Below are 20,101 nucleotides of genomic sequence, written 5' to 3'. Positions count from 1 at the left end.
ACCCCAGTTATCCGGCACCTTCTCGGAAACCAGTTTACGCTCTTTCCGGTTGGGCATCGGTGGTAGGTCGATTTTGCCTGGTCGCGTATGTGGTGAAACGGCGGTTGGGCCGGATCGGCCGTGGCGGCGCGAATGCTCTCTTCTGCCCCCATCTTGAACGAACTGCCTGTCGTGCCATAAGGCCTGGGGGGCAAACTATAGCCATCATGACTAACACTGATTACGCAATTGCAGTCAGATCGGGTGGCACGCGTAACCTACAGCGAACTATAAACTTGCGCTATATCCGCATTTATACTGCGGGTACCCGAATCAGAGGGTGTAAATAAATAAATTGAGGTTTATTCTGTTCCTTGACTACGGTCTACTGTTTTGCCCACGGCTATTCCTTACGGGTTCTTTTCTGACCTAGCGTCGCACCTTATCGATCTCATTCTCATTTTGTTATCGGGAGAAGTTTATGCAAAACCGGAAAGCTTTTACGCTGGTTGAGCTGCTCGTCGTGATTGCCATCATCGGCGTTCTGATCGCTCTACTATTACCAGCTGTGCAGCAAGCTCGAGAGGCTGCTCGACGTATGCAGTGCTCTAACAACATGAAGCAGTTGGGGCTCTCGTTGCATAACCATCACGACACGTTCGGTTACATGCCACCGCTGCGTAACATTGGCGGGAACAATCACGATCGTCGTAGTGGCTTCATTTCGCTGCTTCCATTCTTGGAGCAGAACAACACCTACGAACAAATCACCAACGATCTAGGCACAGCTCCCTGGACAGGACGTGACTACTGGCAGAACTTCTCGTTTGATGGGTTCATTTGCCCAACGTCGATTCCACCAAGTAGCTTCAACAGCGGTCAAACGAGCTGGCGAAACTATCACATGTGCCTGGGCGATCGCCTGCGTGACAAAGATGGTCCGATGGAAACAACCCGTGGAATGTTCCAGAAAGGTAGTGGCGGCACGAATGAAGCTCCACGAAACAAACTGAGCTTCGCTTCGGTTACCGATGGTTTGTCGAACACGATGGCGTTCTCGGAACGTATTGCGATGGCCTCGTCGGCTCGACCAGACCAAGGTGCATTCGCTGCGATCACGCTTGATGGCGATAGCTCTCCTTCGGATTGTACTGCCGCACTGACGACCACTTGGACTGGCCGTATCGAAGATTCGCGCTGGAACGACGGTCGTGCGACTTACTCTGGCTTCTTTGCCGCAGCCCCGCCGAACAGTGTCAGCTGCACCGGTGACGGAACCAGTGGCAACATCCACGATGGCAACTGGGCACTGCCTGGGGCCAGCAGTCTGCACCCTGGCGGTGTGATGGTGAGCATGGGTGATGGTTCGGTTCGTTTCATCAGCGAAACGATCAACGCCGGCAACCAGGGCGCGAGCTTCAACTTCAGCGGCGGTGCTTCGCCGTATGGTGTTTGGGGTGCTCTGGCGAGCCGTAACGGCGGCGAAGCGGTTTCCGAATAATCGCTTGTGCCTGGCAAAGCAACAAACGCCTGAAGTCTTTGGCTCAGGCGTTAGTTCGTTCAACGATCCATCCAACGAAAGTAAGCCCAATGAAAACTTGGATTCTGTTGATCAACGCGGCATTGGCTTGTTCGCTTCTGATCGGATGTGGCAGCGGTAATCAAAATCCACCGACGTCGCCTGTCATCGGCAAAGTCACTTACAAAGGAGAAGCGGTTGAAGGCGCAACGATTCAGTTCGTTCCTACCGCTACCGAAGGCAAAGTCGCCAACGCGGTTTCCAACGCCGATGGCACTTACGAGCTGTCAACGTTCGAACCTGGCGACGGGGCCATGGCTGGGAAGTACAAAGTGACCGTCCGAAAGCTGGTCTCCGTCGAGCAAGGCGTTCAACGAGACGGCGAAAACGCCGGCGAACCAGCCTTCGTGAACAAGGACATGCTGCCTAAGAATTACCGCTCCAACAACAGCACTCCCCTTGAGTACGACGTGACGGAGAGTGGTGACAACACGTTCGACATCGAGCTAGGTGGCTAAGTCAGACGGCATGTGAGCTTCCCTTTCTAGAAAAACACCGAGTCGCAATCGGCGGCTCGGTGGAATGACGCTTCGCAATGTTCTATCGGCGCTGTCTCTGGTGAATCGGCAGAACGCTCTTTGATGTGCGAGGCCCTCTTAAGTTCGACGTATTGCGACGTTTGCCCTATAGTGTCGGGCATCGTACCCATGCCCCAAATGCCGTACGTCCGATCTCCCCGTCGCCAAAATGCCTGATTCGCCTGCTTCTAATCGTCCTTCTGATCACAAATTCACCGTTTCCGTAGTTGTCGCGGTTTGCCTGCTTGTGGCCGCGGTGCTGATGCCGTGGTATCTGTGGCCAGGTAACTGGCTTTCGCCTGAGCAAGAGGCGATCCAAACCTTGATATCAGACGATGACGAAATGGGGGGCGTAATCTATGGCTGGGAAAGAATCGAACCGGTCGACGAGCAGACCGCCCCTGGCAACTTTGTGATGAAGGCTTTGTATGGCGAAAACTACGCTTCGCATGCGGTCATCGTCCGAACATGGGAGCAGTCGGCAGAGACGCTGGCAGCATCGCTCGTACATCTTCCCAAGTTGGAAAGACTCGAATTACACGATTGCGAACTCAACGTGGAAGTTGCCAAGGCATTGCTCAGCCGACCAGAGTTGAAGCATATTTTCTTTGCAGGAAACCCACCGTCGCCGGAAGTGCTCGAGGTACTCTCGAAGGGGAAACAGATTGAAGAGTTGCTCTTTGCCGGCGTTCCGGTCACAGATGCTCAGTTGGCGGCGATTGGGAAATTCCCGAACCTCAAGGAAGTCTACCTCGCTGAATCAAATGGAACCGACGAAGGTTTGGCGAAGCTGGCACAAGCTCATTCGCTCGAATCGCTGACGATTTATAAAATGCCGCAAATCACCGACGAAGGCGTCTCTCACTTAAAGAACCTGACGCAGCTCAAGTATTTAACGCTACCCAATTCGCAAATAACGGCCAAAAGCTTGACCATCGTGCCGCATATGCCGCAGCTGATCACTCTGCAGATGAGCTGCCTCCCGAGCGATGACGACACGACCATCCCAACGGAAAAGATATGGCCGAACCTTCCGGAACTGATCGACCTTCAATTGGATGCCTCATGCATCGACGACGAAGACCTGGCCGCGATCGCGAAGCTACCCAACATTAAAATCTTGACGCTCTTTAACCCGAACATTACTGACAACGGTGTCGCCCAATTGGCTCAGGCCCGCAAGCTCCTCACCGTGGACCTTCGGGGCACACACATCTCCGACGCAGGCCTAAAGCCGCTCGCGCAACTGCCCCAGCTAATCGTGATCGACATTACCACCGACCGCAACATTCAGCTGGAAACCGTGGGAGAAGCAGACGTCGATTACGAACCCTTCGATCCCAACGGCCCACGCCCAAGATTCGAATCTCCGCATGACGGCTGGTAAGTTCGATCGGTCAGTCCAGGCGAATTGTTACGGACTGCACCACGCCCAAAGCACTAGTACTCCTGCCAAGTCTCAGCGGTCAGGTGATATTACAGTCGTGCGGCAGTGCTGCCCTCAGCAGTGTGAACTTACGATTCGTTTGGGGCAGGTAACGATGCCGTTGATTCATCACGCTGTTTTGACCTGCTGCGATCGATTTTCCATCGGCAACACACTGTCGAAGGCGGCAGAGACACACTGAAGTTTGTCCTAGTGACAGTGACAACCGCTGCCTGAAGATTATCCGCGGCTATCTCGAGATAACAGGCAACTAGACTACAGGCATTCTACTTAAGTCGAAAATGTCAATTTGCTCTTCCTCAAACAGTGATTCCAATGCATCGTCACCATGCTGGAACAGAAAATGCAGCTCTGAGTCAGATATGGGAACAAGCAACAACCAAACTACGCTCTCACCTCCCAAATCCAAGGAGGTGAGAGAATCCTCCCATAAAAAAGGAGCCGTAAAGTACAGATGAGGAACCGTAGTAAATTGACAATATTCACTTACGTACTTTTGCATAATAGATCCCGGCATATACATCTTTTTTGTCTGCATAACACAAAAAGCAACTGATGCCATGACATTCGCATACAAATCAGACTGACTCGCACACGCCCCGGCAAGTTCGAGACGAATAGAGAGTTCAGGTTGGTTCTCAGCGAACATCGGAAATCTAGACAATCCGATCGTCGAGTAGGAAGTCACGCCATCACATGGGCGATTCTCGCACGACAATATATCGACGGATAAAGATTCCGTGTCGTGCAAGTATTCCGCAACTGACGGCGAACCGCCAAATGCGGCGGACGCATGCTTGGCAACTTTTTTGTCTTCTGCTGAAGGCTTGGCATTGGACATTTCACTTTCCCGGATAGTCAAGAGTTATTAATTCTCCCCAGTGACTTCTGTGCGATGCCTGAATCTCTGGGATAAAATGAATGGGATTCTGCTTGTCAAAAAAATATATTAGCGGCTTCTATCACGGTCGAGTGGCCCTGACCATAAAGGAACACTCGCTTGGCACTGCTGCCCTCAGCAGTGTGAACTTACGATTCGTTTGGGGCAGGTAACGATGCCGTTGATTCATCACGCTGTTTTGACCGGGTGGGTCTGATTTTCCGCTGGCAAACCGACCTAGGAATATCTGCGATGAAACCGCAATTCGTTCTTAACGTACTCGTTAGTTCGTTTTTAATAGCAGGGTGTTTCGTCGGCAAAAACGCTGGCGTTGAACACCTAAACGTCAGCATCGATTTGTCGCCCGACGGTAAAACACTCGTCTTCTCTTCCGCTGACGGGGATCTTTTCCTTTTCGATATTCGTACATCGATTGCGACGCGGCTCACAGATACCCAACGTATTGAGAGCCATCCATCATTTTCGCCGGACGGAAAACAAATTGTGTTCGCCGCGAAAGAAAGTGTTTCGGCTGCCTCTCAGATTTTTGTGCTTGACGTTGAGGATCAATCCATTGTTGAGTTAACCGGCAGCGACGATCGATCTGATCTATTACCCCGCTTTACGCCGGACGGAAAACGGATTGTATTCGCACGCGCCTATCAACACCGCCCTTACAGCCTCGGCGGATGGAGATGGGACATGTGGGACGTTTGCAGCATCGCGGCGGACGGCAGCGACCCCACACGTTTAACCAACGAAGGTTACTACCAGCTTTTTCGCATCGTTCCACGCAGCGACGGAACGCTGATCTACGCCGCGGACACACTGTCTTCTGGCAAAAATATTCCCGCAGCGCTTTACACGATTACGCCCGGCAGTGTACCGGTGCGGATCGTGCCGGAACGGGGTATCCCAAATTCAAATGTGCATGCTTGGGCCATTGACCCAATGGTAAGTCCTGATGAAAAGGCAACCGTGTTTTGTTCCGATCGAACCAAGCCGTTCTGGTACGATGTCTGTATCAAAACAGACGATTCCGAATCGAAATGCCTTGTAGGATCAAAGTCTCGCTCCAACCGATATCCTGACTTTTTTCCTGACGGAAAACGAATTGTCTTTCTTGCTGGAACCGACGTTAATGCAGGCAATCGCTCCATCTACAGCTTATGGGAAGTGTCACTTACTGGGCAGTCAAAAGAGCTCGCGAGTTCCGACTTGTTCACCAATCCGACCAACTGGCTGGGCCCCGAAAAAGCGGAGCCGCCTAAGGTAGATCTGCGGCCAAACGCAAGCAAATAACTCGCTGAAATGCAAGTCGTCAGCCCGTTATCCTCGTCCGCATGCGACCTCTTCCCTCGCGGTGATGATCTCCTCGTATTTGGCGAGTGAGCCGTACTGGGCTGGGGACTCTCAACGACATTGGTATCCATGCCTATTGCTTACCAGGAACAGCCACGACAGGCTCCGATCGACGAACTTGGATTGGTGGGATGTGCTGGGCGAACAAGAAGGAGAGTACTAGATAAAAATCCTCGCATGGGGGATTCGACCCGCCTATACTGCCGGGTAGCGAACGGTAGTTGGCTTGTCATTTCTGACCAGGTTGGGTCTTGTCAGCAAAGGAGTGTGTAATGCGAACCGCAGCTTTCTTGTGCGTGATTTCGTTAGCTTGGGCGTCGTCGTTAGCAGCCGAAACGGAACCGAAAGAAACATTGGTTACCGTCGCCGGTCAGGTCGTCGACCAAGCAGGCAATGCGGTCGCAGGGGCTACCGTCACCGTGCGGGGATACGATCAGTCGGCCGAAACGACGACCGATGACGAGGGCAAGTTTCGCTGTCAATTCGAGGAACGCGCGCTCCGATTGGCTCGGATTCTCGTCAACGATGCGCAGGCCGATCGACTTGGCATTTTTGAAGTCGCCTATCACGAGCCACCTACCTCGGACAAACCGATCACGATTACGGTCGAGCCTGTCGAGCATCTCCCGGTCGAAGTTACCGACGTCGACGGACAGCCTGCCGAAGGGGTGAAAGTTGGAGGCATGTGGAAATGGTACCCTCTGTTTCACGCAACGACTGACGCGGACGGTAAAGCGACATTGCGTTATCCGAAGAACTCGCCGCCACATCACCTGTATGCTTTCCAAGAGGGTGTCGGCATCGATTACCGCACGATTAACTCGCAGCGGGACGGTGCGTATCGCGCCGACTGGTTTGCCAATCCGCCGATCAAGCTGCAACTGGCCGAAACTAAAACAATTCGGTTCCAAGTGGTCGACAGTGACGAAAAGCCGGTCGCCGGCGTTCGAATGCAACCATGGATGCTCGCCAAGCCAGGCGAGCCAGATCCGTTCAATTTCAATTTGATGCCTGACACCTTCTTCCCGACGAGCGATGCCGACGGGCTTGCCGAGATTCAAGGCTTTCCGGCATGGCCTCAACACGGCTTTACCTTTTTCATTTACTCGCAGAACAAAAGCCGCGGTCGCTACGATATTTTGCAGAACGAGCCGATCCAAGATCCGATCAAGCTGGTCGTCGATGAAGACGTGACCGTCCGGGGCCAGGTGGTGACCGCCGATGGCAAACCAGTTTCCGGCGTGGAAGTCGCTGCGGCGGGCGAAAATCATAGATTCGATCGCGAACACAACGAATCCACCACCGACGACTCCGGCCACTTTGAAATGGAATTGCGACCGAACCTGCTGTATGCGTTCACCGTTCGCGACAAGTCTTGGGCCACACCGGTTGTCGATGGGATTGTTGTGCGGCCCAAGCAGCCAATCGACGACTTGAAGCTGACCGCTCAAGAGCCGACACGTATCTTCGGGCAAATCGTCATCGGCGAGGAAGCCAAGCCGGCCGCCGGCCAGCGACTTTCGCTCCAGCAGCATGCCCGAGGTTCCGATCAGGTCTTGCACACTAATTTGTATCATCCGGTCCATCAAGAGAAGCATGTCGCTCGCCCGACCATCCACCGCAGTGCGACGACCGATGCCGAAGGACGCTACGAGTTTTTCGTCGGGCCAGGCAACTATGGGCTGTTCGGTTCGAGCCAACTGGATAGCGAATCGCTCAGCGTTACTGATCAAAAGGAACTCGAGTTCAACTTCACGCTGGATCTTCCGGAAGAAAGCGAGCTAACCGGAACCGTCGTCACCGGCAATCCGCCGATGCCGGTCCCGAATGTGGCTGTCGAACTGAAGTATCGAGCCTCGCGAGCGCCTTTCAACACACGCGTACGAACCGACGAGAAGGGCCGATTCACGCTGCAGCGAAAGCCGCACGGGATCGACCTCTACGTTCAAAGCGAAGATGGCGCGTTGGCCGGTATGAAATCGATTGCCGCCGATGACGACAGTGTCACCATCGAACTTTCGCCGACGGCAACGCTCACTGGAACGCTGATTAATTCGATTACGAAAAAGCCGCTCGCGGGGGTCCGCGTCAGTCGATACCGCCCCGTCTATCGCGATGGCTCTTCGCTGTTTACTCCAGCGTGGAGCGACTCGACAACGACCGACGAAGAAGGCAAGTTTCGCCTGGCCGAGTTGGTCGTACAGCAGAAATATTTACTCTCGTGCCGCGATGAAGAAGCCACCTATCGAGGTCTGCCCAACTATATCCCCGTCGAGCCTGGCACGCTCGACTTAGGGGAAGTCGAACTCACTCCGCAGCAACGATCCCGTTAGCCACACACAGTTGTCCGTTCCCCCTAGCCACTTCCCCAAAGGATAGTTTCATGCGACGCGTTTCGTGGAACATCGCCTACCTGCTTCTGATCGCTGCGGTGGCTTGCGTTACTGACGAAAGCACCGCGCAGCAACCGCCTGAAACGAAGGTTACGCTGAATGGTCGCGTTGTTGATGCCGCAGGCAATTCTGTCTCAGGCGTCGTTGTTCGGAGCGAAGCCCATCGGCTTGTCGAGGAAACGACCACCGACTCGAAGGGAAACTTTTCCTTTTCGGTCTACCCTTCTCATTTAAACGACGTGGTCCTTCTTGCCGATGACCGAGTCGGCAACCGGATGGCGATGGTGCCTGCCCAAGCAGAAGAACCATTTCATGCCAACAAACCCGTAGCGATCCAGCTTGAAGCATGCCGGACGCTCATGGTGCACGTGCTTGGCGCCGACGGCAATCCGGCCGCGGAAGCTCAAGTGGGAGGTATCGATATCAACCCACGTCGAATGATCTACATGGCGACGACGGACCAATCTGGAAGGGCTGAACTTCGCTGGCCGGTCAGTTATCCGCCCCACTTGCTGTTCGCATTCAAGCCCAGCGTTGGCTTCGACTACCGCGTCGCACAACCGCCCAATGAATCGCCTGCCTCTTGGTTTGAGAAGTCGAAAGTGTCGCTGAAATTAGCACCAGCACGAACGGTCGAGCTACGCCTGGTCGAACGCGATGGCTCGCCCATCTCTGGAGTGAACGTCACGTCTTGGCTGCTCGCGAAACCGGATGAACCGTATCCTTTCAACTTGAGCCTGACGCCTGACTTCTATCAGTCGCAATCGGACGGTAACGGGGTGGTTCGGTTTGAAGGGGTTCCCTTATGGGATGTTCGCCCTGTGCGGTTTTCGCTGCAAGTCGATCCCGAAGTCTATGTTCAAAAGAACGTAGCCTACGACGTGAGCACTTCGCCTGACGAGTCGCTTGAGGTGGTACTCGATCGGCTTGTTGACGTTCGTGGACGAATTGTCCTTTCAGACGGAAAGCCGGCGGCGGGCTTGAACGTTTACGCCCAGGGTGCAAGCTACGACACCGACGATCCCCGTGGGCATGCTATGGCGAATAGCCAAGGCGAGTTTACGCTTCGCTTGCCGCCCAATACGGTCTATACCCTCGCGGCGAGCAACGAGACGTACGCAACGGCACCGTTTGGTGAAGTGGTTGTTTTTCCTAATCGACCGGTGAGCGACTTAGAAATGCAGGCCGTCCCTGCGGCGCGAATTTTCGGGGTAATTTTCGGTGGCGAAGATCATTCCCCGTTGCCACGCCAACGCGTGTCACTCATCCTGAATTCGACGCAACCGAAAGCCCTGACAACGTATGGCATTCCGAAACCAGACCAAGCCGAACGCCGCACCTATAGCAACTCCTTCGCTTGGCGTCAGATGACCGATGCCGAGGGAAAGTACGAGTTTTTCGTGGGGCCAGGCAAATACCTTTTGATGGAATCGAGTCGTAACGAGATCGAACAGTTCACCGTTAACGGCGAATCGGCGATGGAGTTTCACTTGATGCATAACCCAAGCAAGACTTCGCCGCGACGGTGATAGCGAAGTTCGCTTCTCCGCGATTTACCCAGTAAAGATCAAAAGCATGTCCGACCTGACCTACTTGCCAAAGGACAATCGTATGCGACGCGTTTCGTTACTTTCGTTGGGAATACTGCTCACAGTCAGCATCATCGCGTTCGCCGCAGACGAGCCGAAGAAAGATCCGCCGAAGGTTTCACTGCATGGGGAAGTGGTCGATGCCGATGGCAAGCCGGTCGCCGATGCTCACGTAACGACGTTGACGCATATTCCTGCGGGGCCCAGCGAAGCGACGACCGATGCAGAGGGCAAATTCACACTGGCCGTTTACGAATCTCAGTTGCAATACTTGCCGCTGCTAGTCGAGGATGCAACAGGCAATCGGATGGCCCTCCATAAACCGGACCATCAAAATCCGCCGAAGCCGGGTGACTCAGTCAAAGTCTCTCTCGAGCCTTCGCGCATGGTCACACTGAAAGTAACCGACGCCAACGGAAAGCCCTCCCCAGAAACGACGGTGGGCGGCATGGCGATGAACTTTATCGCTTACGAAGCAATCACCAACGAGCAAGGGGAAGCCACGCTGCGATGGCCGGTTAGTTCTCCGCCGGAAGAGCTGTTCGCATGTAAGGAAGACGTCGGTTTCGATTATCGCGTGGTGTCAACGAAGCGGGACGCGGCGCACGTGGCGCCATGGTTCAAAGAACCAGTCATTACGCTGCAGTTGGCCCCGTCCCAAACGATTCGACTGCGGCTGGTTGATCGCCAGGGCAAACCGATCCCCGACGTTCCAGTTTACAACTGGCTGCTGCGAAAGCCGGGCGAGCCAGACAGCTTTAACTTGAGCATGACGCCAGGCTTTTACCGCACGACGTCGAATGACGACGGAATCGTCGAGTTCCCCGGTACGCCAACATGGAACGAGCATCCCTTCACGCTCTGGCCCAGCTCACCGAATCATATCCGTACGCGGATTACTTACGATGCGCAGCAATATGCCGATCGTCCCATGGACGTGGTCCTGGACAAGTACGAAACCATCAGCGGCCAGGTCGTCAATGGCGATGGCAAACCGGTCGCGGGGATCAGTGTCTTCGGCTATGGCAGCGGTGGCACGATGGATCGTTTGAGTGGAAGCGACCAGACAGACGATAACGGAAAGTTCGAAATGAAAGTCCCACCCAATGCGGTCTATGCGTTGGTGGCTACCGACAAGGAAAGACGCCTGGCGTCGAAAGCGGTAAGTGATATCGTCGTCAAGCCGAACGAGCCAGCCGAGGGCGTGAACATCGTCGTTAGCCCGGCGACGCGTGTCTATGGAAAGGTGATAACTGAAGGCGATAACTCGCCGATACTACGTGCGACGGTGTGGCTCAACTTGAAAGGCTTGCCGACACCCAACCCAAGGACGATCGATATTCCGTTGCCGGGAGACTTTCCGCACATCCAAGCACCTCGTGTCGTTTTCATTAACCGTACGGATGAAAAGGGAGACTTCGAATTTTTCGTCGCCCCTGGCAACTATAGCATCGTCGGACCAAGTCAAACGAATCATCAGCAGTTCGAGGTCATCGACGAAGAAGAGCTCAAATTCACTCTCATGAAAGAAATGCCCAAGTCGGGGGCCATTCAAGGGAGTGTCGTCAACGCCGAGACTGGTGAGCCAGTTGCCGATGTAGTGGTAGATGGCGTTTATCGCAGCGAGCGACATGTCGCGGACTTTCGAGCACGCACCGATGAAAATGGCCAGTTCAATGTCCAGCGGCAGTTGCATCCGATCACCATGTACGTGGCAAGCAAAGATGAAAGCTTGAAGGGCATCGTCGAAGTAACGGCCGATCAGAAAAGCGTTACGATATCTATCGCCCCGGTCGCCTCAGTTAAAGGGCGAATGATCGATCGCGACTCGAAAGAGCCCAAAGGGGAAACTGAAATTACCTGGGGACGCCAGGTTCATCTCGGCGATGAACACTCGCCTTTCCGAACTTCTTGGGGCGGCAAAGTTACGACCGATGCCGACGGAAATTTTACCGCACCTGGGCTTGTGGTAGGGCAGGAGTATCACTTCACCGTCGAACAAGTCAAGCATCGCTATTCCCGCTTGAAGGACTTCACAGCTGACTCGGCCGGTCTGATCGATCTGGGAAATCTGGAGTTGGCCCCTCCGAGACCACCGTACAAACCGCCTACGTTTGAAGAACGTGTCGACCGGTTGTTCGCCAACAAGAAGCCGCTCGAAGTCCGCATGGCAGATGCCAAAGTGAAAGCGGAGAAGCTGCGGCAAAACCTGATGGTTCTGTTCGTCGACCGCCAAGCTCCCGTGTCGAAACAGGTCTTTGAAATAAGACTCGACAACAGCGAGGCAATGATGCAGTTGTTCAACTATCAACATCTCTTCGTCGATTTGAAAACCGAAGGCGCCACCGAATTGGCCGCCAAGTTGGGCGTGTCCCTGGAGCAAGCAACACTCCCCCAGGTTTGGATTAGCGATCCGTCAGGTACGAAGCTTTACTCTGGTGCCCTGCCGAGTGCCGAAAAGGAAAACGAAATAGAGGTCTCCGCGACGATCGATCTGCTGAAAGAGTATTCGCCGGCTCCGCTGGATGGCCGAGAACTTCTCCGCGAGGCGCTCGCCGATGCCAAACAATCCAATCGCCGCGTGATTATCCAGGCAACAGCCACCTGGTGCGGGCCATGCCACATGTTGGCAGACTATCTGGAAAAGCACCGCGAGACTTGGGAGAAAGACTACATCTGGATAAAAATGGATGATCGCTGGATAGGCGCCGACGAGATCATGGACAATATCGAAGATCCTAAGAACCGTGGCGGGATTCCGTGGACGGCCATTCTTGATAGCGACGGCAAGATGCTGACCAACTCGAATGGCCCGGACGGTAACATAGGGTTCCCCTCCAGCGAGAAAGGAATTGCCCACTTCATGACAATGCTGGGCGAATCCAAAATTCGATTGACGGAAGAGGATCTTCAATCGCTCAAAGCAGGCCTGGAAAAGAAGTAGGTCTTTACGGATGAACCAACTGCGTGGATGCACTGTTTGGATTGCGACGATGTGCGTGGGCCTGATGATGATGCTTGGGCCCGCGCGTTTGTCTGCGGATGCAGTCGAGCCAGATCATCGCGATCCGATGATTTGTTCGGAATCTGATTTGATTGCTCAGTACCAAGTTGGTCTCGCAAACGCCAAATCCATTCGGCAACATGTGCTGGTCGTCTTCCTTGATCCCGACGAGTCACGCAGCAAGTCGTGGCTTCAATTTCGTAAGACAGACCGCGAAGCGATTCGTTCGTTTGCCGACTATCAAACACTTTTTGTCGACGCGCATACAACTTCAGCCAATGAGCTGGCAGCGCATCTTGCCGTTGAGTTGGACCCGATGCAACTTCCCACGGCGTTGATTGTCCGTCCGGACGAAAAGCGGTTGTTTCAAGGACCGTTGCCGCGAGAAGCAAACAAAGCGTCGCTCGATTTGCCCGCGTTGCGAAGTCTTTTAGCGGCTCACGCGTTGGTTCCGCTCGACGCCCATAAACTAGTTAACATCGCTCTTTCCAAAGCACATCGCTCGAATCGCCGCGTGATTGTGCAAGCGACCGGAGTTTGGTGTCCGCCATGCCATCAGCTTTCCAATTATCTGGAAAAGCATCGTGAGATCTGGCAGAAGGATTATCTCTGGGTGAAAGTCGATGGCCGCTGGACAGGAGCCCAGGATGTGATCCGTCATTTGGCCCAAGGACACAGCGCGAATGGGATTCCCTGGATGGCGATCATCGACTCGGACGTCAACGTGCTGGCGACCTCCAACGGACCGAACGGCAACATTGGCTTTCCTTCCACCGAGCCGAACATCGAGCATTTTCTTTCGATGCTCCGCGAGACCAAGATTCGTCTGACCGAAGAAGATTTACAACCCCTGAAAGCAGGGCTCGAGAAAGAGTAGCGTGAAAATGCGCTACCATGTTGCGATGCCTGCTTAATCTTGTGGCGTTCACTTTGAAATAGATCGCAAGTGGGCACGTCGTGATCGGCGACAATTTTGCAGTCGCCTTAGATTCGTTGCATGTCGGTCGAGTTCTTTTGTGCGCCGGAAGTTGTTTTTGTGTTTTTTCGGCATGAGTCTTTACGATTCTGTCTTATCTTTTCTCGCCAGTAACCCCTTTGAGCGATGGTTACGAACTTGCCACGCTGCGTGCGGCACATCACTTGCCTCGGTGTTATTTGCCGCGATTGGGCAAGTCACTTTTGTTGGCCGGCGTGGTACGAACGGGATACATTGTTTTCATTCTTCGTTGGGGGTTATCTTATGCCGCACAAGTTCTTTTCTCGCGGACGACACGTGCGAGGGTTTACTTTGGTCGAACTTTTGGTGGTCATTGCGATCATCGGTGTTTTAATCGCATTGCTGTTACCGGCCGTGCAGCAGGCCCGAGAAGCGGCTCGACGGATGAGTTGCACAAACAACTTGAAGCAGCTCGGTCTCGCCGTCCATAACTATCACGATACGTTCGGCAGTTTTCCGGCCGGAGGGATGGGCTATTACAATTCCGGCGGAAGTGGTGACAACAATGCTACGGCATGGTCGCTACATTTGTTTCCGTTCATCGAGCAAAACAATCTTTACGAACGGCTGAATCCCGGGGTAGTTCGCCTGGACGAAGCGGTCACGCCAGGCAGTAGCGTCAATGGTTCGTCAGGTCGAGAATTGATCGACTTGATGCAGACCCCACTCGATGCGTTTCTCTGTCCATCCGATCCTGGCGATGACTTGATTCAACCGATTCAAGATGGCGTCGGACTGCTAACACGTTCGTCAGGTCGACCAGTGATGGATGCAAGTACGAATCAAGCGAAAGGAAACTATGCCGCCGTGGCAGGATCGCAGCGGTACACGTGGACTGCCTATTGGGCGCCACCAATTGGGGGCGGTGGCAAATCGAATTTCAATGGGGCGTTCGGTTTGGATGCGATCGTCAGTTTCAACGACATCACCGACGGAACAAGCAATACGTTGATGCTTGGCGAAAGAGCCACGTCACTTCGCGAGCCAGATGGCTACGACGCACCAGACGATGACGATTCGACGGCAGGTGGGACGTGCCCTTGTGTTGGAACCAATCCGTATGGATTCGCCAACGGGTCTGGCTACTTATGGGATGCAGCGAACGCGATGGGTTCGGTTGCGTATCCACTCAACTCGCCACTGTACACGTTCTGGTGTCGCGCCGGATTTAGCAGCCATCATCCTGGCGGTGTGCAGTTTGTGTACTGCGACGGATCGGTCCATTTCATTCCGGAAACGGTGGATCACAAGCCAGACGAAGGACATGACAACACCGTGCTTGAAAACCTGGCCAATCGAGCCGATGGCTTTGTTCCTCGTACATCGTTCTAACCAGGAGGAATTCACCATGAATCGAAGGATTGCTTTTTTGATGGTTTGTACGATCGCTGGCATCTCAGGCTGCATGCAATCTGGCCCAAGCAATGTGGCCGGAGTGACGGGAGTGGTGACCGTGGATGGCAAACCAGCCTCCGGCGCGATGGTCAGCTTCTCGCCAGCCGGAGAAGGCCGGACATCGTTCGGACTTACGGACGATCAGGGAGCCTATCGCCTGGTCTACACCAACGATATCCCTGGCGCGCTGATAGGGGACCATGCGGTTTCGATCAACAATACGCCTCCGCCAGGCAAGCCGAAGCCCAGAGTTCTGGTGCCGGTCAAGTTCAGCCGAAATGGCGAATTGAAAGCGCACGTCGTCGCAGGCGAAGCTAATGAAATCAACTTCGCCCTCACTTCCAAATAGTTGATCTGTGAAGGGGAACCGCATGCGTTGGTTCCCCTTCGCGTCTCGCTGGAAAGTGAGCACTCACGATTTCATGCGTGATATAACGTGCCGAGATACGCTTGGTTCTCAAATCGGGCGAGCGCCCCAATCTTCGCTGATAAGACGCTTGAAATAAAAACAGCCAAATCGGCGCAATCAGAAAAAAACACCATTCGCAAAAAAGAACCTCTTTCGCTAGAATCGTGCACGCGGGTATCCCCTAATATCACTACTCCCCGCACTCATCGATTTATAGAGAGGTCTTCTATGCGTACTGTTTCTCGGGGCGAACGTCGCCTTCGTCGAGGTTTCACCCTCGTCGAGTTACTTGTCGTCATTGCCATTATTGGCGTCTTGATTGCATTGTTGTTACCGGCCGTGCAGCAGGCTCGCGAAGCAGCGCGACGCATGCAATGCACTAACAACTTGAAGCAGTTAGCCTTAGCGACGCACAACTACCACGACACCATTGGCGTCTTCCCTTCCGGTTGGATCCGCCAAACCCAAGGGGCGCCGCACTACAAGAACAATAACTACTGGGGCTGGGGCACGTTCCTGCTTCCCTATATCGAACAGAATTCGATCTATTCGAAAATCGATTTCAGCTGGGAGTGGGTCAACAACTCGACAATTGGTAATCCAAACTCTGGACTCTCGACGACACCGTTGGAAGAGTTTACCTGTCCGACCGACATCACCGGCACGATCAATGGAAAAGAGAACGACAACGGCACGTCCAACTACATCGGTTCGTACGGCAACAAGGGACTCAACACGAGCAATTACCTGACCAATGCTGATCGTGGGATTTTCACACGAAACAGCCATGTTGGAATTCGCGACATCACCGATGGCACTTCCAACACAATCTTGTTCGGTGAGCGAACGGGAAAGAAAGTTGGTACTTCCGACTTCAAAGCAGGCCTCTGGGTTGGTGTGCGTGATAACGAAAGTGGCGCTTACACCTGCATTGGTCGCGGACCGGGCAGCGCGACCGACTATGTCAATGCGATCAACTCGACCAACACGTGGGAACTAGGGCACTCGCTGCACCCTGGCGGTGCAAACTTCGCGATGTGCGATGGCTCGGTCAAGTTCTATCCCGAAACGATCAACCTGGTAGCGTACCGCTACTTGATCCAGCGTGACGACGGCGAAGTCATCCCGCAGTAATTGTCCGACATTCGCCACACTCACTCATTGGAAATTGATTTATGCCACGTACGTTTGGAATGCTTTTATCTGTGATGGTCGGACTTTGCGCCGTGGGCTGCAGCGGTAACACGGATGGTTTTGTCTATCAGCCTGTTTCTGGAACGGTTACTTTGGATGGCGAGCCGCTGGCCGACGCGACGGTCGTGTTCGCTCCCTCAGGAAGCAACTTAGAGTCTGGACGACCGTCGTTCGGCACAACCGATGCCTCCGGCCGTTTTGAACTGCAATCGCTCGGAGGCCACAACGGTGCGGTCGTAGGCGACCATGCCGTTTCGATTTCGACCGCACAAGTTGATCAGAACACTCAGGAAGTTCTGGCTGAAGAAACATTGCCGCCGAACTATAATGCCCGATCCGAGCTCAGCTTCACGGTTCCCTCGAGTGGAACCGATGATGCACGTTTCGAGTTGAACTCGAAATAGAACGTTTGCTTGCGATCATAGAAAGCCGAACGCCTTTTAACTTAATGCGTTCGGCTTTTTTCTGCGCGAACCCTGGGGGTGTCGCTGCGTCTTATCGTTGACGCTGAAGCCCAATGGCGAGGCGGCTGTCTGCAAAGCAGCTCGAAGCGGGTTCGATTCCCGCCGGCGTCTCTGACTGATCGACTGCTCGTTCGGAGTACATCTTTTTGGATAAGAAATGTCTGAACATAACTTCGTTGGTTGGTCTTCTTTAAATAGTGTGCATGCGGCAGGCAAATCGATTACGATCAGGGCTCAACTTTGATTGACCTCCCCTCCTTTCCCCTTCCTGTCGAGAACCCGCTATGTTGCGAACGAGTTTTCTTTCGGCCGCTGTCGTTCTGTTGAGTGCCTCCTGCCTGATGGCTCAGAAAGATGCCCCTGCCAAGCAAGGCAAATGGGCCGAAACGCCTGACGCAAAGCTGCCGAACGTGCTGATCCTAGGCGATTCCATTTCCATTGGTTACACGCTTCAAGTACGTGAACTGCTTGAGGGCAAAGCGAACGTCTTCCGGCCGCATGTGCCAGACGGAACCAAGCCTGAAAACTGCGGTGGGACAACACGTGGCGTCGCTTCCATCGATCGCTGGCTGGGAGACCGCAAGTGGGACGTGATTCATTTCAATTGGGGACTGCACGACTTGAAGCATGTCACCGAGCCCGGCGGCAACACGGTCTCGAAAGATCCAAAAGACCCTGTGCAAGCGACTGTCGAACAGTACACCAAGAACCTGCAGCAGATTGTCGATCGTCTGGAAGAGACCGATGCGACGCTGATCTTCGCAACGACGACGCCTGTCGTGCCCAACACGACAGGTCCGCTTCGCGAGCCGGAATCGCCGGGCAAGTACAACGCTGCCGCACTGAAGATCATGAAGAAGCATGATATTGCGGTGAACGATCTTTACTCGTTCTGCGAACCGCAAGTTGCCAAGCTTCAGCGACCGAAGAACGTTCACTTCACCGCCGAAGGCTCACAGGCTCTGGCCGAGCAAGTGGCCGCGGCTATTGAAAAAGCATTGAACGCTCAGAGCAGCAACTAGTTACTGCTGCTTCTGAAACGCTTTAACGGCTGCCACCGTGACTTCGGGATAATCGGTGGCAAACGATTCAACACCCAATTCAAGCAGCTGCTTGTAGATGGCTGGATCGTCGCTTTCCCAAGGAAGCGTCTGAAACAAGATGCCGTGTTCTTTGAGTTCACGGCCAACTTTTGCCAGAAACTTGGGGGACGGCATGAACGATTCCCCTTCTTTCGCTTTCTCTGGGCGAACATGAATTTGTAGCTGTGTGATGCCTTCGAAGCCATCCTTGCGCATGGCAGCAAGTTTTTTGGTGAGGTCCTCTTCGCTTCCACCATTCCAGCAAAGGGTCTGCGATTCTGGCACCAGCTTCTTCCACGACTGGATTAAGTGATGGTGCTTGGTGGTGTAAATCACTTGAGAAGCGACATCGTATTGGCGAATCAGCTTGATCAGATCATCCTGGTCGGCCGTTTTGATGTCGAGATAAACCATTCGCTTTGGCTTGCCCTTCATCTCGGCAAAGATCGCTTCCAGCGTTGGGACTTTCTGACCGGCGAATTGATCGCCGCGGAACGAACCAACTTCCAGCTGAGCGACTTCGTCGGCCGGCATCTTCTCGATGGCTTGGTCTTTTTGCGAGTCTGCCACATTACCGACGACACGTTTTAGATTTGCGTCGTGAAAACAAACGATCACGCCATCTTTGGTCGTGCGGAGATCTGCTTCGGGAGTAACACCGATACTCCAGCTGTATTGAAACGCTTCAAGCGTATTCTCTGGCTGCGCAATACCAGCACCGCGGTGGGCCTGAATAATGAACGAGGTTTCCTCCGCAACCAAGGAAGCCGAGAAACCCAAAAGTGCTACAAAGCAAAGGCTAATCAAACGAAGCGACATAAGACCGAACGATAAAAAGAGGAACGACAACCGAAGCAACTCTTTCTAAGAGGGCCATCGGTTGTCGTCAACTCCCGATCACGTTTGGTGACTACGAACGGACCGAACGTATCACAATCTTCACATTCGACCGCTTTTCGTCCTGGAGAACTTTGTTTAGTCCCTTCTGGGCATCGATCTCACCGATATGCGTTCGCTTACCATCCTTCAACACAAAAACCGTGATGTAGTAGCCACGATCTTTGCGCGGTTCGAGTTCGGCGCCGATGGCAAACGGACTTTCGGTTTCCTGTTCTGCTTTGTGCTGGAAGTTGTCGATGGTGACTCCTTTTACCAGCTTGGCTGGAGCGTCGGCGAGAAGCGGATCGAATTCAAAGAGCTTGATCTCTAGCGTCCGGCCATCAAACGCAGGGACCTGCTTGGGAATGATGATAGTCCCCTGCACTGCCCCGGCAACGATCGGCTTTCCGTTAATCGTCTTCACCCCATCGCGGCTCATCTTCACCATGCGATAGCCAAAGCCAGGGCCCGCCATCCGCGTGCCGGCGACGACATATTTGACGTTGCCGTCCTCTTCGAGCTGCGGGTTCAACATCACAAGATTTGGACCGTCGACGATTCCGACGATGACAAGGTCTTTTTCAAAGTCGACTTCGGGGACCACCTCGTCTGGTCGCCAGGCTTTCCAGAGCTTTTCAAAGGTGGCGTCGTCCGCGATCACGCCAGACTTGGGAGCAAGTTTTTCGAGCGATTCATCCGGTATTTTGCCGTTGGCCAGCGATTCTGGTGCCGCGGCAAAAGTAGCCGCCGCAAAAAGAAGTAGCAGTCCGCATGCGAGGGGGAATTGGCGATTCATGAGAAGCTCCAGGCATAGGTTGTTTGGGTAGCACGCTAACTAAGACGAAGCGACTGGCCGAATGGTTTTCGATTTGCCGCCTGTTTCTAGTGTTGGCCCGTAACGCCAAGTTTCGACGTGACTTATGAGTCATT

General features: G+C 53.8%; 16 protein-coding genes and 1 tRNA gene. 14 read left to right on the top strand and 3 right to left on the bottom strand.

The genetic code is table 11. The annotated features are described in order from the left end of the window. The first annotated feature begins 460 nt into the window (after positions 1 to 460). The 3 genes from LA756_RS02455 to LA756_RS02445 all read left to right on the top strand — a co-directional run bounded on the left by LA756_RS02455 (position 461) and on the right by LA756_RS02445 (position 3,463). Positions 461 to 1,480, top strand: coding sequence for a DUF1559 domain-containing protein (locus tag LA756_RS02455; RefSeq protein ID WP_224438299.1), 1,020 nt, complete (start codon positions 461 to 463; stop codon positions 1,478 to 1,480). An 89-nt stretch (positions 1,481 to 1,569) separates the two neighbouring features. Continuing rightward, a complete protein-coding gene (locus LA756_RS02450; RefSeq protein WP_224438298.1) occupies positions 1,570 to 2,016 on the top strand; it encodes a carboxypeptidase-like regulatory domain-containing protein in 447 nt (148 codons plus the stop codon). A 229-nt stretch (positions 2,017 to 2,245) separates the two neighbouring features. Further along, on the top strand, positions 2,246 to 3,463 hold the full coding sequence (locus LA756_RS02445) for a hypothetical protein (protein ID WP_224438297.1): 1,218 nt from the start codon (positions 2,246 to 2,248) through the stop codon (positions 3,461 to 3,463). Positions 3,464 to 3,773: 310 nt separating this feature from the next. Here LA756_RS02445 and LA756_RS02440 read toward each other — a convergent pair whose 3' ends face one another. Beyond that, positions 3,774 to 4,364: a suppressor of fused domain protein gene (locus LA756_RS02440; RefSeq protein ID WP_224438296.1), complete on the bottom strand. Its 591-nt coding sequence runs from the start codon at positions 4,362 to 4,364 to the stop codon at positions 3,774 to 3,776. 291 nt (positions 4,365 to 4,655) lie between these two features. On the opposite strand from LA756_RS02440, the gene LA756_RS02435 reads away from it, so the two are divergent. The 11 genes from LA756_RS02435 (at position 4,656) to LA756_RS02385 (ending at position 18,232) form a co-directional block, all read left to right on the top strand. Beyond that, positions 4,656 to 5,705 carry a hypothetical protein gene (locus LA756_RS02435; RefSeq protein WP_224438295.1) on the top strand — a complete coding sequence of 350 codons (1,050 nt, stop codon included), beginning with the start codon at positions 4,656 to 4,658 and terminating at the stop codon, positions 5,703 to 5,705. Between the two features lie 332 nt (positions 5,706 to 6,037). Further along, positions 6,038 to 8,098, top strand: coding sequence for a carboxypeptidase-like regulatory domain-containing protein (locus tag LA756_RS02430; RefSeq protein ID WP_224438294.1), 2,061 nt, complete (start codon positions 6,038 to 6,040; stop codon positions 8,096 to 8,098). 50 nt (positions 8,099 to 8,148) lie between these two features. Next, positions 8,149 to 9,687, top strand: coding sequence for a carboxypeptidase-like regulatory domain-containing protein (locus tag LA756_RS02425; RefSeq protein ID WP_224438293.1), 1,539 nt, complete (start codon positions 8,149 to 8,151; stop codon positions 9,685 to 9,687). Positions 9,688 to 9,733: 46 nt separating this feature from the next. Continuing rightward, the gene (locus LA756_RS02420; protein WP_224438292.1) at positions 9,734 to 12,691 is read left to right on the top strand and encodes a thioredoxin family protein; all 2,958 of its coding nucleotides are present in this window, start codon (positions 9,734 to 9,736) and stop codon (positions 12,689 to 12,691) included. 10 nt (positions 12,692 to 12,701) lie between these two features. Then, a complete protein-coding gene (locus tag LA756_RS02415) occupies positions 12,702 to 13,628 on the top strand; it encodes a thioredoxin family protein (protein WP_224438291.1) in 927 nt (308 codons plus the stop codon). Positions 13,629 to 13,991: 363 nt separating this feature from the next. Beyond that, positions 13,992 to 15,080, top strand: coding sequence for a DUF1559 domain-containing protein (locus LA756_RS02410; protein ID WP_224438290.1), 1,089 nt, complete (start codon positions 13,992 to 13,994; stop codon positions 15,078 to 15,080). A 16-nt stretch (positions 15,081 to 15,096) separates the two neighbouring features. After that, entirely contained in the window at positions 15,097 to 15,492 is a 396-nt protein-coding gene (locus LA756_RS02405; protein WP_224438289.1) for a hypothetical protein, read from the top strand. A 288-nt stretch (positions 15,493 to 15,780) separates the two neighbouring features. Beyond that, positions 15,781 to 16,686, top strand: a complete 906-nt coding sequence (locus LA756_RS02400; RefSeq protein ID WP_224438288.1) for a DUF1559 domain-containing protein — start codon at positions 15,781 to 15,783, stop codon at positions 16,684 to 16,686. Positions 16,687 to 16,727: 41 nt separating this feature from the next. Next, the gene (locus LA756_RS02395) at positions 16,728 to 17,150 is read left to right on the top strand and encodes a DUF4198 domain-containing protein (RefSeq protein WP_224438287.1); all 423 of its coding nucleotides are present in this window, start codon (positions 16,728 to 16,730) and stop codon (positions 17,148 to 17,150) included. 99 nt (positions 17,151 to 17,249) lie between these two features. Then, positions 17,250 to 17,321: transfer RNA gene (locus tag LA756_RS02390), tRNA-Cys, on the top strand. Positions 17,322 to 17,494: 173 nt separating this feature from the next. Then, complete coding sequence (locus LA756_RS02385; RefSeq protein WP_224438286.1) at positions 17,495 to 18,232, top strand: SGNH/GDSL hydrolase family protein; 738 nt, start codon at positions 17,495 to 17,497, stop codon at positions 18,230 to 18,232. Here LA756_RS02385 and LA756_RS02380 read toward each other — a convergent pair whose 3' ends face one another. Both LA756_RS02380 and LA756_RS02375 read right to left on the bottom strand, forming a co-directional pair. Next, positions 18,233 to 19,141: a glycerophosphodiester phosphodiesterase family protein gene (locus LA756_RS02380; protein ID WP_224438285.1), complete on the bottom strand. Its 909-nt coding sequence runs from the start codon at positions 19,139 to 19,141 to the stop codon at positions 18,233 to 18,235. Between the two features lie 61 nt (positions 19,142 to 19,202). Next, a complete protein-coding gene (locus LA756_RS02375; protein WP_224438284.1) occupies positions 19,203 to 19,967 on the bottom strand; it encodes a hypothetical protein in 765 nt (254 codons plus the stop codon). Positions 19,968 to 20,101 lie beyond the last annotated feature (134 nt).

It is taken from the genome of Bremerella sp. TYQ1, assembly GCF_020150455.1.
GTDB lineage: Bacteria > Planctomycetota > Planctomycetia > Pirellulales > Pirellulaceae > Bremerella > Bremerella volcania_A.
Note: the sequence above shows the minus strand (reverse complement) of the source record. Positions and strands in the feature narration are given on the sequence as shown.